The 15190-nt window shown below is 67.3% G+C and carries 15 protein-coding genes; 3 read left to right on the forward strand and 12 right to left on the reverse strand.

Going from position 1 to position 15190, the window contains the following annotated elements; translation table 11 throughout:
• Positions 1 to 46 precede the first annotated feature (46 nt).
• The 9 genes from IW252_RS01450 to coaD all read right to left on the reverse strand — a co-directional run bounded on the left by IW252_RS01450 (position 47) and on the right by coaD (position 8429).
• Positions 47 to 1843, reverse strand: coding sequence for a glycosyltransferase family 4 protein (locus IW252_RS01450; protein WP_196834945.1), 1797 nt, complete (start codon positions 1841 to 1843; stop codon positions 47 to 49).
• The gene (locus tag IW252_RS01455; RefSeq protein ID WP_196834946.1) at positions 1840 to 3078 is read right to left on the reverse strand and encodes a glycosyltransferase family 4 protein; all 1239 of its coding nucleotides are present in this window, start codon (positions 3076 to 3078) and stop codon (positions 1840 to 1842) included. Before IW252_RS01455 ends, IW252_RS01450 begins: the two co-directional genes overlap by 4 nt.
• 6 nt (positions 3079 to 3084) lie before the next feature.
• The gene (locus tag IW252_RS01460) at positions 3085 to 4206 is read right to left on the reverse strand and encodes an LCP family protein (protein ID WP_331271394.1); all 1122 of its coding nucleotides are present in this window, start codon (positions 4204 to 4206) and stop codon (positions 3085 to 3087) included.
• Positions 4207 to 4324: 118 nt separating this feature from the next.
• Positions 4325 to 5272: a bifunctional DNA-formamidopyrimidine glycosylase/DNA-(apurinic or apyrimidinic site) lyase gene (gene mutM, locus IW252_RS01465; RefSeq protein ID WP_196834947.1), complete on the reverse strand. Its 948-nt coding sequence runs from the start codon at positions 5270 to 5272 to the stop codon at positions 4325 to 4327.
• 3 nt (positions 5273 to 5275) lie between these two features.
• Complete coding sequence (gene rnc / locus IW252_RS01470) at positions 5276 to 5971, reverse strand: ribonuclease III (protein WP_196834948.1); 696 nt, start codon at positions 5969 to 5971, stop codon at positions 5276 to 5278.
• 9 nt (positions 5972 to 5980) lie between these two features.
• Positions 5981 to 6184, reverse strand: a complete 204-nt coding sequence (gene rpmF / locus IW252_RS01475; protein WP_196834949.1) for a 50S ribosomal protein L32 — start codon at positions 6182 to 6184, stop codon at positions 5981 to 5983.
• 2 nt (positions 6185 to 6186) lie between these two features.
• Positions 6187 to 6705, reverse strand: coding sequence for a YceD family protein (locus IW252_RS01480; RefSeq protein WP_408065756.1), 519 nt, complete (start codon positions 6703 to 6705; stop codon positions 6187 to 6189).
• Between the two features lie 267 nt (positions 6706 to 6972).
• Positions 6973 to 7869: a UTP--glucose-1-phosphate uridylyltransferase GalU gene (gene galU / locus IW252_RS01485; RefSeq protein WP_196834951.1), complete on the reverse strand. Its 897-nt coding sequence runs from the start codon at positions 7867 to 7869 to the stop codon at positions 6973 to 6975.
• A gap of 77 nt (positions 7870 to 7946) precedes the next feature.
• The gene (gene coaD / locus IW252_RS01490) at positions 7947 to 8429 is read right to left on the reverse strand and encodes a pantetheine-phosphate adenylyltransferase (RefSeq protein ID WP_196834952.1); all 483 of its coding nucleotides are present in this window, start codon (positions 8427 to 8429) and stop codon (positions 7947 to 7949) included.
• Positions 8430 to 8598: 169 nt separating this feature from the next.
• On the opposite strand from coaD, the gene IW252_RS01495 reads away from it, so the two are divergent.
• Together IW252_RS01495 and IW252_RS01500 are read left to right on the forward strand one after the other, a co-directional pair.
• Entirely contained in the window at positions 8599 to 9870 is a 1272-nt protein-coding gene (locus IW252_RS01495) for an aminotransferase class I/II-fold pyridoxal phosphate-dependent enzyme (protein ID WP_231365860.1), read from the forward strand.
• A complete protein-coding gene (locus IW252_RS01500; protein WP_196834953.1) occupies positions 9870 to 10736 on the forward strand; it encodes a spermidine synthase in 867 nt (288 codons plus the stop codon). The genes IW252_RS01495 and IW252_RS01500 overlap by 1 nt, the downstream gene beginning before the upstream one ends.
• On the opposite strand, the gene rsmD is transcribed toward IW252_RS01500, so the two are convergent.
• From rsmD to IW252_RS01515, 3 genes are read right to left on the reverse strand one after another with little or no spacing between them, the layout of a single operon-like run.
• The gene (rsmD, locus tag IW252_RS01505) at positions 10733 to 11365 is read right to left on the reverse strand and encodes a 16S rRNA (guanine(966)-N(2))-methyltransferase RsmD (protein ID WP_196834954.1); all 633 of its coding nucleotides are present in this window, start codon (positions 11363 to 11365) and stop codon (positions 10733 to 10735) included. The genes IW252_RS01500 and rsmD overlap by 4 nt on opposite strands.
• On the reverse strand, positions 11362 to 13677 hold the full coding sequence (locus IW252_RS01510) for an ATP-dependent DNA helicase RecG (protein WP_331271395.1): 2316 nt from the start codon (positions 13675 to 13677) through the stop codon (positions 11362 to 11364). The genes rsmD and IW252_RS01510 overlap by 4 nt, the downstream gene beginning before the upstream one ends.
• Complete coding sequence (locus IW252_RS01515; protein WP_196834955.1) at positions 13674 to 14702, reverse strand: DAK2 domain-containing protein; 1029 nt, start codon at positions 14700 to 14702, stop codon at positions 13674 to 13676. Before IW252_RS01515 ends, IW252_RS01510 begins: the two co-directional genes overlap by 4 nt.
• Before the next feature lie 145 nt (positions 14703 to 14847).
• Between IW252_RS01515 and IW252_RS01520 the strand changes: the two genes are divergently transcribed.
• On the forward strand, positions 14848 to 15186 hold the full coding sequence (locus IW252_RS01520; protein WP_196834956.1) for a hypothetical protein: 339 nt from the start codon (positions 14848 to 14850) through the stop codon (positions 15184 to 15186).
• The last annotated feature ends 4 nt before the right edge of the window (positions 15187 to 15190 follow it).

The following is a 15190-nucleotide window of genomic DNA, read 5'->3' on the forward strand; positions in this document are numbered from 1 at the left end:
GTCTTTTCTCGTGCCGTGAGGTTCTCGCGTCGGGTACGGACCGTACTCAGACCGTGGAGCGAGTGCCGCCGAGTCGTTCGTAGACTGCCGTGTATTTGGCGGCGTTGGCCTCCCACGTCCTGTCCGCCAACGCCCACGCGCGGCCCGCCTGGCCGAATCGCTCGCGCAGGGCGGCGTCGTCGAAAAAGGTTCCGATCTTTGCGGCGAGGTCGGCGGGGTCCTCCGGCGCTGCGAGGTACCCGGTAACCGAGTCCTCCACCAGTTCAGCCAACGCCGGCAGGTTGGAAGCCACCACGGGGCGGCGCGAGGCCGAGGCCTCGACGAGCTTCAACGGCGTGACCTGACGCGTGACCTCCAAATCCTTGCGGGGCACGGAGAAAACATCGAGCGCCTGATGATAGGTGCTCGCCTGCGGGCGCGGGATGCGGCCCGGGAAGATGACCCGGTCCCCCAGTCCGAGTTGTGCGACTCGATGCTTCAGGCCCGGCAGGGCGGCGCCGTCGCCCGCGATCAGGAGACGAATATCGCCACGCTCGGCGGCCAACAGCGCGAACGCTTCCACCAACGTGTCGAGCCCCTCGTAGCCCACGATGCTGGAGACGGTGCCCACGTAGAGGCCCTGGGCCGGTAGACCGAGCTCTTGCCGTGCCGCCGTCGTCCCGCCCGGTTCTGCGAGAAACGACTCGCCGACGGCATTGGGACAGATCTCAAGTCGCTCGGCGGAGACCCCCTGCCCAATCAATTCGGTCCGCATGGCCTCGCCTAACGTGACGACGGCGTCGGCGTGCCGAGCCACCTCCGCTTCACGCTCCTTGAAGAGCCGGTAACGTTCCGAGTCCTTCGCCGCGGGTCCGCGGGTGGACGCCCATGTATCAGCCAGCTGACCCCGCGCCTCGTAGACCCACCGAAGACCGTACGCCTCGGCGACGGCCCGTACAACCAGTCCGTTGACGAAGTGCGTGGTCGTATGCAGGATCGCGGGCCGAAACTCCTCGACCATCCGTGCGAGTTCCTCGGCCTGTTGCTGCAGACGGGCATCGAATCCGGCGGCCAACCGCGACGGGAGCATGCGGCGGTACTCGATGCCGTCCACGACGTCGACGTCGGCCGCCCACGGCTTACCCACCTGCACCGGGTATCCTAGTCGAGTCGCAGCAGCGACCTCCCACCCGGCCTCGCGCAGCGCCACGAGGATCGAATGGGTGCGCTGCGCGTACCCGCTACCCGTGTGAGGCAACGAGTTGGTGGCCATGTGCAGCACGCGGTGAGCCACCGGAGCGTAGGATTCCGGCGCTTCAACGCGTGGCCTCCTGCCGGAAAACGTCGCCAGCTCGGACGCGAGCCGGCCGTGCAGCGTGGCCGCCGCCCGGTCGCGCTGAGGGCCGCTGGCATAGGGGGCGAGCAGAGCCACAGCTTCGCTCATCTGCCCGCGATGCCAAGCCAGACGCGCCGCACTGGTGGCCACCCGTGCGCTGGACGGCAAGCCGTCGAGTAGACGCTCCGCGAGGTCGATCTCCGCCATGGCTGTCGCAACGTCGGCCAGCTTGCGGGCGCGCTCGGGGGACAATTGATGCGCCCTCGCGCGTTCGATGCGTTCAGCCGCCGTTTGCTCGTGCCCCCGGACCACGTGGGCTATGGCCCCGACCACCGAGGCGTCAGCGCGCCCGAGACGAGCGGCCAGTGCCGCCGCGACGCTAACGGGCGCCGAGGGTAATCGGCGGGCGACCTGCAGGGCCAACACCACGGGATCGTCGCCAAGATGTTCGCGCACCGTGTTGGCTGTCAAGCATAGGTTGGCCGCGAGCCGTCCCGGCGTCAGCTTCCCGGCGGAATCGGCGCTCATGCGTGGTTCCTTTGCGTCTGTAGATCGGCCAAGAGATCGGCGAACTGGTCGCCCAGCCGCGCCAGATTGCGGTGTTCCGCGACCCAGCGTCGGCCCGTCGTGCCGACGTCGAGCCTCGCGGGGTCACGGCGAAGGTCTTGCCACAGCTCGGCCATCGCCTCGGCGTCGTGTGCTACGACGTCGGCCCCGCCGGCGGCCCGGAGCACCTCGGATGCCTCGCCGCGCACCGCGGCCGTGATGTGGCGTGAGACCGCCAAGAGCTCGAACGTTTTCGAGGGGATGGTGCGTTCAAAGCTCGGCCAGTCATCCCGCAGGGACACGACGGCAGTGTCCGCCCAGTCGTACTGGGCCAACGTCTCCTCGCCGTGCGTGGCCTCGAGGAAGTCGACGTCGGCACCGGCGGCCCGCGCCCGCTCGATGAGCTCCTCCTTCATGGTGCCGGTACCGACCATGCGCAGGCGAACGGAGTCACCGGCCAGCTGCGCGGCGTCAATGAGGACGTCCAGCCCCTGGCTTTCGCCGTGGTTTCCCAGGTACAGCACATGGAGGGGCTCGCCAGCAGAAGACGGCTTCCCCGCCGAGGCCAGCGCGGGCGCCGTCGCCGCCTGGCGGGGCAGGCGCGAAGCGGTGAGACCGTTGGGCACCACTTCGACGCGTTGGCAACCGCGTTGGCGCAACAGCTCCGCAAATCCTTCGGTGACGGAGACGACGGCGGCCGCTCTCCGTTGGACGAAGGTCACCACAGCTTCCATCACCGACGGGCGCCGAGACGTGACGATCGCGGCATCGCGTGCCAAGTCCGGCCAGGCATCGCGCATATCCACCACAAGGGGTCTACGCCAGAGGATGGACAGGAGGTAGCCAGCTGCGGTGTTGGGCAACGCCGGGACCGTGACGACGACGACGTCAGGGCGGCCACTGCTCATGGACGCCACGAGCGCCCGCGGGACCGTGCTCAGTGAGCTGAGCACGTTGGACGCCAACTTACTGAGCCGAGATTCGGTGTGTCGCAGCAGAGGGACGCGGTGCACGCGCTCACCGTGCCGGCCGTCCTCCGCGCGGAAGAAGGTACCGCCGCTGCCGGCGTCCGCCGGAGAACGGTCCGGATGCGGTGCGGGGGCGACGACGTCGACATCCCACCCGCGGTGGATCAAGCGGGCGACGAAGGCGCTCCACCGGCGTTGCGGAGCCGTGGCCTCCGGGTCATATGAGTGTGTGATGAGCAGAACTTTCACGAAAGACTACTCTGCCACGCTGGTGCTGCCTTGGTCCTCTGACGCGTCGGGGCTAGGGGAAATTCCGCCGAGCTCATCGGTGGTAATCGGGTTGCCGTAAGCGTTAGTCCCGGTCTCCTCGGCGAGGAACGTGGCGAGGTCGTCATTCTCGAGCGCTTGACTGAGGCGCTCCATCGCTTCTTCATCGCGCAGAATGACTTGAGCCGCGCCCACCTGCGCGGGGCCGCCGGTCGGGATGGTGAAGAAGTGCACGTCGTCGGTGCGGATATCCTTCAGCGTCGCGGCGAGGCCCACCATCGTGGAGGAATCGAGGGTGTCATCCACCGTGAGGTAGCCGGAGAATTGATCAACGACGTCGTACAACTTCATCGGGTTGGAGAGCGTTTCGGCCGTGAGGAAGTCCCGCATCACGGCCTTGATGAAGAGCTGCTGGTTCTGAACCCGCTGGAAGTCACCGTCGAGGAAGGCCTTCCGTTCGCGGACAAAACGCAGCGCATCGTTGCCTTCAAGGTGGATCATGCCCTCCTCGAAGCAGCTCGGCGTGGCGTGACCGGTGCAGAACTGGTTGGGGTTGTCGAGATCCACCCCGCCGAGTGCCTGCGTCAGGGAGCTGAAGCCCTCGAAGTCGATGGAGACCACGTTGTCGATCGGCGCGCCGATCAACTCTTCGACGGTTTCCACGACCAAGGGGTATCCGCCGAGGTTGAGCGCCGCATTGACCTTGCGCTCACCGTGGCCGGGGATCTCCACCCACAGGTCCCGGACCATGGACATGACGTACACGTTCTCACGGTCTTCGGGGATATGGACGATCATCATGGTGTCCGAGCGCTGCCCGTCCTCGCCCTTGACCGAGGCGACGTCGTTGCCCTCACCACGCGAATCTGAACCCAGCAGAAGAATATTGCGCGGGCCGGTGATCTCCTTCACCGGCCGAGTGCTCAGCCCGGCGTCCACCTGGGTGGTCTTGGCATCGAAGGTGTTGAGGAGGCTCAGCACGTAGGCTCCGGCACCCAGCACCACAATGAGCACGACGGCGAGGCCACTGAAGAGCGCGATCCGCCCGGTGTGCCGCTTCGGCTTGGCGCGATGCCGCGGCGTATACGGGTCGGACACGGATCGTGACACTCTTGGGTCTCCTCGTCGTCAGGTGAATTGAAGCCAGGTGGTCCTGCACGACTGAACCTCTCCTGGTTCCCCCTGCCAGCAGCCACCGCTGTATGCCAACCCCTCTACTTTAGTGGGTTCAGCTGTGAGAACGCTGCAGGCGCCGTCGGCGTTGGCAATGGGGACAGCGATAGGAGGAGCGGCCCATGAACGGTTCCCGGACGATCAGCCGGCCACACCGGCCGCACGCCTGGCCGGCACGGCCATAGGCCTGCAGTGATCGCGAAAAGTAGCCCGACTCGCCGTTGACATTAACGTAGAGCGAGTCGAAGGAGGTGCCTCCCTCCTCAAGCGAGCGCTCCATGACCTCGATGAGCGCCTCGAGGAGATCCTCGCTCTGCTTCGGGCGGAGCGTGTGCGCTGGCTTCTCGTAGTGCAGCCGCGCATGCCACAAGGCCTCATCTGCATAGATGTTGCCGACGCCGGAGATCAGCCCCTGGTCCAGAATCGCGCGCTTGATTCCGGTCATCCGCGGCCGGCCACCGGCCGACTGCGTCACGGCGCGGTGGAATCCACGCGGAGTCCAGACTGGATCCAGCACGTCACGCGCGATGTGGTGGGCGCTCACCGGGATCAGCGGATCCTCCGCACCAAAACCACCGGGCAGGCCATCACCCGTAGAGATCAGCGGATCCAAGCGCAGGCCGCCAAAGATGCGCTGATCAACGAACCGCAGCTCCGCTGGCATGCCAGCGGCCTCGGACAGACCAATGCGGACGCGCAGGTGCCGCGGATCCGGCAGCTCGTGGTCCTGCAGGAGCAGTTGCCCACTCATGCCAAGGTGCGCCACCAGGGCGGACGACGGCATCGTCTCCCCCGGGCGCGCGATCGGCATCCACATGAACTTGCCTCGCCGCGCGACGGCGGTGACGCGCGCCCCGGCGAGCCGGGACGTGAAGTCGGCCGCGCCGCCGTCGTGCCGCCTGACCGACCGGGCGTCGAGCACCTCGACGCCGGTGACGGTGCGGCCGCGCACCCAGGCATCAAGGCCGCGGCGGACCACCTCCGCCTCGGGCAACTCGGGCACGGCTTAGGCCTGAGCCTTCTGGTCAGGGTTGAGCTGACGCCAACTCACGGCGGCGGCTTCCTGCTCGGCCTCCTTCTTGGAGGGGCCGGTTCCGGAACCGTAGGAGTCCCCGCCAATGGTGAGAGTCGCGGTAAAGACGCGCGCGTGATCCGGCCCGTCGCCCTCCACGACGTAGCGGATGGCGCCGAGCTTGCGCGCGGCGGCCACCTCTTGGATGGCCGTCTTCCAATCGATCCCGGCGCCGAGGTTCTCCACCTCATCGATCAATGGAATCACGAGGCGCAGCACCATCTCCTTGGCGGCGTCGGTCCCGCAACTGAGGAACGCGGCTCCGATGATGGCCTCGGTGGTGTCCGCGAGGATCGAGGATTTGTCCGCGCCGTTGGTGCGCTTCTCCCCCTCGCCGAGGAAGACATACGGCCCCAGGCCCAGCTCGCGCGCCACCCGGGCAAGGGCGCGGGTGCTGACGACGGCGGCGCGACGCTTGGCGAGGTCCCCTTCCGGCAGGTCCGGGTACCGGTGGTACAGATACTCGGTCACGGTAAAACCCAAGACGGAGTCGCCGAGGAACTCGAGGCGCTCGTTGGTGGGGATCCCGCCGTGCTCGTACGCGTACGAGCGATGGGTCAGGGCAAGACGAAGCGTCTCGGAGTCAATGGTGACTCCGAGACGCTTCAACAGGTCTTCTGATGCTGGCATCAGACGTCTTTAGGCGTCTGCTACCTTGCGCCCCTTGTACTCAAGGAACAGCTCGGTGCCGGCAGAGTCGGTCACGACCTTGGCCTGGTGCGGCAGGCTGTAGGTGACGCGGCCGTTCTCGACGGTCTTCACCAGGTTCGGCGCGGACGCCTTCCACTGGGAACGGCGTGCGCGGGTATTGGCGCGAGACATTTTCCGCTTTGGAACAGCCACGGCTAACTCTCTTCTCTCTCGACTGAATCTTTACTCTGGTCCGCCTCATCGGCGGTATTGCCGAGCAAGCCGCTCAAGGCTGCCCAGCGAGGATCAAGGACCTCGTGATGGTGGTCCGGATCCTCTTCAAGGCGTATCCCACATTCAGGGCAGAGGCCTTCACAGTCTTCCCGGCACACCGGCTGGAACGGCAGTGCGGTCACCACTGCGTCCCGCAGTACCGGTTCCACGTCGACGTAGTCGTCCTGGACCAAGTACTGCTCGGCTTCTTCGTCCTCCGGCGCCTCGGCGGCGTCGTAGTAGAAAAGCTCCTGAAAATCGGCCCGCAGCTCATACTCGATGGGATCGAGGCACCGACCGCATTCACCCTGAATTTCGGCGAACGCCTTGCCCGTGACGAGGATCCCCTCATGGACGGCTTCGAAGCGCACCTCGAGATCAAGATCTGATCCCTCGGGAACTCCGATCAGAGCCGCACCCAGTTCCGCGGGGGCGGAGACCGTCTCCTCAAGAGTCCTCATGTTCCCCGGGCTGTGCCCGAGGTCTTTGACCCCAAAGGTCAACGGCGAGCTGCGATCGAGGCCGCGTGACGACGGCTGATCTTTTCGCTTGTCGCTAATGAGAACTCCTGTAGAACATAGACCGACAGTACATCTTAGCCGCTGGCGCGCCGTGACCCAAACTGAGTGCGCACGGGCGCGCCGCGTCCTCTTATTCTCCCACGTGGAATCGACCGAGGTCACTCGGCCGACGCGCGGCGTGCCTCACATCGGGCGGGGACGACGGCGCTACAGCCCGGCCGCGAAGTCCTTCAACCACGGCTTCAAGCCAGGGCCCAAGTCCTCACGCTCGGCCGCGAGCTCCACGATGGCCTTGAGGTAGCTCAGCTTGTCCCCCGTGTCGAACCGGCGCCCCTTAAAGGTCACCGCGTAGACACCGCCGCCTTCGCCGTCGTCTTGGGCCAGCGTTTCCAACGCGTCGGTGAGCTGAATTTCATTTCCGCGCCCGGGGCCAGTCTGCTCCAGCACCTCAAAGACCTTGGGAGACAGGACGTAGCGGCCGATGACGGCCAGGTTGCTCGGCGCGTCCTGCGGCGCTGGCTTCTCCACCAGCCCGTTGACCTTGACGTAGTCCTGACCCTCCACGGCGGTAACATCCGCGCAGCCATAGGCGCTGATGGCCTCCGGCTCCACCTCCATGAGCGCGATCACCGAGCCTCCGGTCGCCAGCTGCACCTGCATCATCTCTTCGAGGAGGTTCTCCTCCTCGCCGATCAGGTCATCGCCCAGCAGGACGGCGAACGGCTCATCGCCGACGTGGCGACGCGCGCACAACACCGCATGCCCGAGCCCCTTGGGATCGATCTGGCGGACAAAGTGAATGTCTCCCAGTGCCGTGGCCTCGTTGACCAGGGCGAGCTTCTTCTCGTCTCCCTTTTCCGCCAGCGAGGCCTCGAGCCCCGGCACGCGGTCAAAGTGATCCTCGAGGGCGCGCTTGGAGCGGCCCGTGATCATCAAGACGTCCTCGAGGCCGGCCTTCACGGCCTCGGACACCACGTACTGGATCGCCGGGCGGTCCACCACGGGGAGCATTTCCTTGGGAGTGGCCTTCGTTGCGGGCAGGAAGCGAGTTCCCAGTCCGGCGGCCGGGATGACGGCCTTGGTGATCTTACGGTTCTCGGTCATGCTCTCGGTCCTTCCGTCGTACTTCTTCGGGCGCGGCAGCGGCGGGATATGCACCGTCCACTCAGCCTGCGCGTTCGTCAGTGGGCAGAGCCTGTGCTGTTCAAGCGGTTCAGCACCGTGCGTGGGACGTAGTCGGAGATGTCTCCGCCCAGGGCGTGGACTTCCTTGATGAGGGACGAGGAGACGTGGGTGTACTGCGTATCGGCCAAGAGGAAGACCGTCTCGACGCCCGTCAGGTGCCGGTTCATAGCCGCCATGGGCGCCTCGTAGTGATAGTCGGTCGCGTTGCGCAGTCCCTTGACGATGGCGTTCGCCCCCTGCTCGCGGCAAAATTCAGCCAGCAGGCCGCTGCCCATCGGCACCACGGAAATTCCCGCTAAGGAGGAGAGCGTTTGCCGGGCGATGTCGATGCGCTGTGATTCCTCGAACCGGTATTTCTTCGCGTAGTTCGTGGACACCGCCACGATCACCTCGTCAAAGATGGCAGTCGCCCGTGCAATGATCTCGATGTGCCCCTTGTGAATGGGGTCAAAGGATCCGGGGCATACGGCACGTCTCATGCCATCAAACCTACCCGACGCCGTCGATTCGGCGACGTATTGGGCGACACGGTGACGTGATACCTGCGCCGCGGCCCTCGCCCGTCCGCGGAGCCCCCGTAGGATGCTGCGCAGAACGCACCCGGCGTCACGGCACCGCAAACCCCTCACCGAACGATCAGGAGGCCTCATGATGTCCCGACCGGACGACCCTGTTCACCGCTCGCTTCCGTGGCAAGGTGCCGCGCGGGGCGCGCACCTGCTCGATCCCTCGGGAGCGGTCCGCCCCACGGTCTTCGAGGAGCTCACGGGGCTTGCCCAAGTGCACGACGCCATTAATTTGGGTCAGGGATTCCCCGACACCGACGGACCGGAGGAGCTGCGCCGCATCGCCGCCGACGCCGTCGTGCGGGATCTGTCCGACGGCGGCCTGAACCAATACGCACCGGGCGCTGGCCTTCCCTCGTTGCGGCAAGCGGTCGCCGACCACCAGCACCGCTGGTACGGCCAGCGCCTCGACCCGGCGCACAACGTCCTGGTCACGACGGGTGCGACCGAGGGAATCGCCGCGTCGCTTCTGGCCGTGGTCTCCGCCGGAGACCGCGTCGTGACGTTTTCCCCCTACTACGACTCTTACGCTGCCATGCTCGGCCTCGTCGGTGCCGAGCATGCCAGCATTCCGCTGCGCTGGCCGGACTTTCAGCCGACGCCGGAGGACATCGCCGCCGCCATCACCCCGGAGACCCGGGCCGTGCTCCTCAACACTCCTCACAACCCCACCGGCACCGTTTTTTCCCGGGAAACCCTCCAGCAGATTGTCGACGCCGCGGCCGCGGCGGACGCGATCATCATCAGCGACGAGGTCTACGAGCATCTGGTGTTCGAGGCCGAGCACGTGCCGGTGGCCTCCGTCCCGGGAGCGGCTGAACGTACGCTCACGCTCGGCTCAGCCGGGAAATCGTTCTCACTCACCGGCTGGAAGGTCGGTTGGGTGACGGGGCCGGCCGAGCTCATCACCGGAGTGCGCGCCGTGAAGCAATTTATGTCCTACTCCTCCGGGGGCCCGTTTCAAGCTGCGATTGCCACAGGTTTGGGGTACGACGACGACTATTTCCGGGCCGGAGCCACTCGCCTCGCTGCGGGGCGGGACATCTTGGCCGACGCCCTGCGCGGAGTGGGCCTGGCCGTCAATCGTCCCGCCGCGGGCTACTTCCTCATCGCCGACGCGGCACCGCTCGGCGTGCACGATGCGCGGGAGCTGGCCTACCGCATGACCTCCGACCTCGGCGTCGCGGCGATCCCTGTCAGCGCGTTCGTCGACCCGCAGGAGGTTTCCGAGTACCGCTCCCAGCTCCGCTTCGCCTTCTGTAAGCGGCCCGACGTTCTGGCCGCCGCGGCCGCGCGGCTGGCCGACCTGCCGGACGTGTGCGCCAGCCTAAGCAGCGCCCAGGAGAGGGCCTAGTGGCTGCTCGAGCACCACTGCCGCTGCCGCGAACCCTCTCCATGGCCTCGGGCCTCGTCGCCCGGCTTGAAGCGGATGAGATCACGGGAGACGGGATCATCCTGCTCGTCGACGGCGCGGAACAGTCTCACGTCGACGTGGCGGATCAGCGCCGGGTCTTTTACGAGTACCTGCAACGGATCGCCCACGTGCTCGCGTCCTTGTGCCCGCCGCAGCCGCGCGTGCTGCACCTCGGCGCCGGAGCCATGACCCTGCCCCGCGCGCTCGGGATGACGCATCCGGGCAGCCGCCATGTCGTCGTGGATCGTGAACGCGAGCTCATGGACTTCGTCCTGCGCTACGTTCCGTTGCCGGAACCCTTGCGTGCTGCGCGGACGGCAACGCTCACCACCGCGCTGGAAGCGCGCATGACGGCGGGAGCCGACGGAGCCGACGTCGTGCCCGTGATTGCCGATGCCAAGGACTACGTGGAGGCCGCGCTGCGGGGAGACGGTGAGGGATTCGACGCGATCGTGCTGGATATCTTCACGGGGCGAGACTCCCCCGAACACCTCGCCGACCCCTCGTTCTACGCCATGCTCCACCGGGCGCTGGCAGCGAAGGGGACCCTGGTGGTGAATCTGGGCGATGACGAGGGGATGCACTTTGCCCGCGCGCAGATTCGTGCGCTGCAGGCGGAGTTCGGTGATGTGCTGGCCTCCGGCGAAAGCACACTGTTCAGCGGCCGGTACCCCGGGAATATCATTGCCGCCGCGACGGATCAGCCGTTCCCGCCGGCGGTGGTGGACCGGCTCCGCGCTGCGGGACCGCATCCGGCGACGGTCCTGTCCGGACCGGAGCTCGACGGGTTCGCTCGCGATCGTTAGGGGTCGTTCCGTTCGTGGTCCGCGCCAGCGGCCGGCTCGGCATACCAGAGCCGTGTCTCGCCGAACTTCTTGCCGGACAGCGGCACCAACGCCTCGGGCCACGTGGGCTCGGGCGAGCGGCTGGAGCGCTCGATCACGACGACGGCGTCGTCCGCGAGCCGCGGCGCGACGGCGGCCAGGATCGCGGCCAATTCCTCCTCGCCCAGAGGGTATGGCGGGTCCAGGAAGACCAGGTCCCAGACATCCCTCACGCCGTCTAAGACTGCCGGCGCCTTGCCCCGGAGCACGCGCGCTCCGCGGGTTCCGTCCTCGACGCGCGGCCCCGGCGCATCACCGGACCGCGTGCGCAGGGCACGATTGACGATGTCAGCATTCTTGCGCGCGGCACGCACGGCCGGCTCGGCGGAGTCGATCAGCAGCGCGCGCTCGGCTCCACGGCTCAGGGCCTCGAGCCCCAACGCGCCGCTGCCGGCAAACAGGTCCAAAACCCGCGCCCCGGAGATCGCGTCCCAGTGCTCCAACCGGGAAAACAGGGACTCCTTGACCCGGTCCGTCGTCGGCCGGGTTCCGGTGCCCGGGACGGAGGTGAGGGAGAGTCCGCCGGCGGCCCCGGCGATAATGCGGCTCATGCTCGCTCCAAATACTCGCGGCGGTCATCGTCCAGGCGTGCTAGCGCCGCCCGCAAGGGAGCGTGCTCCGCGAGCTGCCGGTCGGCGGCCACCAGCTCAAAGGCCTGCTTGCGGGCACGGGCAATGAGTTCGCCGTCCCGCGTCACCTTGACGAGGCGCAGGCTGGAGGTCCCTCCGCTCTGCGTCGAGCCGAGCACGTCGCCCTCCTTGCGGGTTTCCACATCGTACTCACTCAGGGCCAGGCCATCCGTCGTCTGGGCGACCGCCTGCAAGCGCTCCACCGACGGGTGCTGTTCGGGCAATTGCGTGACCAAGAGGCAGGTGCCCGCCTCACTGCCACGGCCGATCCTGCCGCGCAGCTGATGTAACTGGGCGACGCCGAATCGGTCCGCGTCCAGCACCACCATGACCGTCGCATTGGGCACGTTGACCCCCACCTCGATCACCGTGGTGGAGATGAGCACATCGATCTCGCCGCGAGAGAACGCCACCATGACGGCGTCCTTATCCTCACTCGGCATTCCCCCGTGCAGCGGTTCAAGCCGCAGGCCCGCCAAGGCTGGCTGCTGCGCCAAGTAAGCGTACGTGCTCTCGACCGATGTCATGGGCGCGCCGCCGGTGCCCTGGCCCGACGAATCAGCGATCAGCGGGCAGACGACGAAGGCTTGCCGACCGGCGTCGACCTCCTCCCGGATCCGTGCCCAGATCCGCGCGGCCCAGGTCGGATGGGATTCGAGGCACACGAGGTGCGTGGCGATCGGCTGGCGGCCCGCGGGCAGTTCGGTCAACGTCGAGACCGCGAGGTCACCGAAGGTGGTCATGGCGATGGTCCGCGGGATGGGGGTGGCCGTCATGACCAGCACGTGCGGCGGAATGTCCGCCCGGGTGCGCAGCGCATCGCGCTGTTCGACGCCGAATCGGTGCTGCTCATCTACGACGAGCAGGCCGAGTTCGGCGATGGACACCTTGTCCTGAACCAGAGCGTGCGTGCCAATGATCAAATCCACCGTACCGGCGGCCAGATCCAGCAGGACCTGCTTTTTGCGCTTGGTGGGCATCGAGCCAGTGAGCAGTTCGACGCGGACACGGGGGCCGCCGGAGACGTCCGTCCCTGCGGAACCGAGCATGCCCTCGCCGTCCAGTAAGTCATCCGCGTCGCGGCTGGGGGCACCCACCGGACCGGAGGCGAGCGGACCGAGCGCTTCGAGGATGGACCGCAAGTGCTGTTCGGCGAGAACTTCGGTGGGGGCGATCAGCGCGGTCTGCCCTCCGGCGTCGATCACCTGCAGCATGGCACGCAAGGCCACGAGTGTCTTGCCGGACCCCACTTCGCCCTGCAGGAGCCGATTCATCGGGTGCGGCTGTGCGAGCTCGTCGGCGATGCGTTCACCCGTTTCCCGCTGGCCACTGGTCAGCTTAAACGGCAGGGCGGCGTCGAACGCGTTCAGTGCGCCATTCGCGCGCGCCGGCCGCGGTGTCGCCGGCTCGGCTTGGCGCGCAGCGCGGCGCGTGGCAAGCACCGTCTGGAGGAGAAACGCCTCTTGGAAGGCGAGGCGTCGGCGCGCGGCATCGACCTCCCGCACCTCATCCGGCCGGTGAATCCGGCGGTAGGCCTCTTCCAGTCCGATGAGGCGCTCGGCCTCGCGCACCGATTCTGGCAGCGGGTCCGCCAGGCGGCGGTGGAACCCGGAATCGAGCACCCGCGCCACGCACTGCCGGACGACGTTGCTGGAGAGCTTCTTCGTCGCCGGATAGATCGGCAGTGGGCGGGTGTCCACCGCCGCGCCGGCGTCGCCAGTCTCATCCGTCTCGTCAATCATCTCGTAGCTGGGATGGCTGAGGCTGCGTTGACCTTTGAAGTCCTTGACGGTGCCAAAGACCGCCATGCGTCGCCCGATGAACCGCCCCGGCTGTTCAAAGCTGCGATCGTTGAAAAACACCACCTCGATGGTGGAAGTCGGCTCATTCGGCTGATCCCCGAAGTCCACCTTGTAAATCTTCCCGCGACGACCCGAGCGCATGTATTGGCTGGACACCCGCGTCACGTAACCAATCAGGGTGACGTCTTGCCCGGGCTCGGCGGAGGCAATATCGACCATTTCGCCGCGTTCGGCGTACCGGCGCGGATACGTATCTAAGAGGTCCTCGACCGTCTCAACGCCCAGTTCGTCCCGGAGTTTGGCGGAGTGTGTTGCGCTCAGCAGCGATTCGAGCGGGGTGTGCTGCGGGCGCCCGAACGGCTGCTGCTCCCCCGTCCCCGCCACCGGCGTTGCAAGGCCAGCACGCGCCGCCGCGTCGACGGCGTCCGTCACCGGCAGGGCTCCGCGGAGCTCAAGGAGGTGATGGTCACGTTATCGGGGCTGCCGTAACCGTTGAGCAGCTGCAGCACCGGATCCGCGGCAGGAACGTGGACATGAATACGCCACCGGACGGCTTCCTGCGACTCGGCCTCACGGTCGAGGTCTTCGGCGTCCCCAGAACCGGGCCGCGGCAGGGGGCTCATCACCACCGAATCGCCGAGCCCGGCCAGTTCGCCGCGCAACGTGGCAGCGCCCAGCGGGTCAAGGTCCATTGAACACATGACCTCCACACCGTCCTGAATCTCCCCCGGCACTTGGTGATGGGCCGCTGCTGGCTGATGCGTGCCGAACTCAGCCAGGACGCCGTCCGGCACCTCCTCGCCGGTCAACGCCGCGCGGAGCGCTTCGAGGACGAGCAGGAAGCCGACGGCGCCCGCGTCCACGACGCGGGCTGCTGTCAACGTCTCCAGTTCAGATTCGGAGCGCACGACGGCGGCCCGCGCCGCGGTCACCGCGCGCTCGAGCCCGGCCAGCAACGCGGCCCTGGACTCGGGCTCGCCGCCGGTCACCTCGTCATCGTGGAGAGCGTCAGCGGCCGCGCGGGCTGCGGCGCTCATGGCCGTGGGCATCGTGCCGGGAACGGGATCAGTCAGGGCGGACCAGGCCCGCAGCTGCCCCCGCTCCAACGCCTCGGCAAAGCGCGGGAGGTTCAGTCGACTAGCCGCAGCGAGCGGCTCGGCGAAGCCGATCAGAAAGACGGAGAGAATGGTGCCAGAATTTCCCCGGGCGTTATCCAGGGCCGACTCAGCGGCCGCATGCAGGATGCTGCCTACGTCGTCGGCGCCGTCGTCGAACGCTTCCCAGGCGCCGCGGGCGGCCTCGCGGGCCGTGAGGTGCAGGTTGGTGCCGGTGTCACCGTCCGGAACGGGGAACACATTGATGGCGTCCAGCCGCTCGCGGTGGCGTTCAAGAAGGGCTTCGACGCCGTTCAGCCAGGCGAGAGCGCCGTCGATCCCTTTTGCGAGTTTCTGTTGCACGTCCTTGTTCCCATCCAGCGTTGGTCGAGCCCACGCGGATTAGCGTGAAGTATGCTGGTCTCCGCCCAGCCTATCTGACGCGTTCGGTCTGCGCGCGAGCGCGCGCCGAGCGCGTCGGCGTCATCGATCCTTGTGGAAGGCAGGTATGCCCGCTCCCCGCTCCGCCACGCCGCGGCATCTGCGCACGAGCTCGTCCTTCTCCGTGCCCGCCGGCTACACGGATCCGTTCCAACCGAGCGAAGGCGATGACCGGGGCGAGGAGTTCGCGCCCCCGCTGGGATCGCGCTCCATGCCAGCTCCTCGGCAACGCCGGCGCGGCGGGCAGCTGGCCACAGTGCAGGATTCGGCGTGGGCGCAGTTCAACTCCGACGGCGCCCAACGGCGCCGTCGCCTGACCGTGCGCCTCCTCCTGGGCGCCGCCATCGCCGTCAGCGCCGCGCTGGCGTGGGGCCTGTTCTTGGTCAATCAGACGCCGGCCGGCTGAGCCA

Source organism: Zhihengliuella flava (genome assembly GCF_015751895.1).
Lineage (GTDB): Bacteria > Actinomycetota > Actinomycetes > Actinomycetales > Micrococcaceae > Zhihengliuella > Zhihengliuella flava.

Coding starts and splice junctions, on each gene's coding strand:
- IW252_RS01495 (WP_231365860.1), top strand. CDS start 8,599: ATGATGTCCCGACCGGACGACCCTGTTCACCGCTCGCTTCCGTGGCAA.
- IW252_RS01520 (WP_196834956.1), top strand. CDS start 14,848: ATGCCCGCTCCCCGCTCCGCCACGCCGCGGCATCTGCGCACGAGCTCG.
- IW252_RS01450 (WP_196834945.1), bottom strand. CDS start 1,843: ATGAGCGCCGATTCCGCCGGGAAGCTGACGCCGGGACGGCTCGCGGCC.
- rsmD (WP_196834954.1), bottom strand. CDS start 11,365: ATGAGCCGCATTATCGCCGGGGCCGCCGGCGGACTCTCCCTCACCTCC.
- IW252_RS01480 (WP_408065756.1), bottom strand. CDS start 6,705: ATGAGGACTCTTGAGGAGACGGTCTCCGCCCCCGCGGAACTGGGTGCG.
- rnc (WP_196834948.1), bottom strand. CDS start 5,971: ATGCCAGCATCAGAAGACCTGTTGAAGCGTCTCGGAGTCACCATTGAC.
- galU (WP_196834951.1), bottom strand. CDS start 7,869: ATGACCGAGAACCGTAAGATCACCAAGGCCGTCATCCCGGCCGCCGGA.
- coaD (WP_196834952.1), bottom strand. CDS start 8,429: ATGAGACGTGCCGTATGCCCCGGATCCTTTGACCCCATTCACAAGGGG.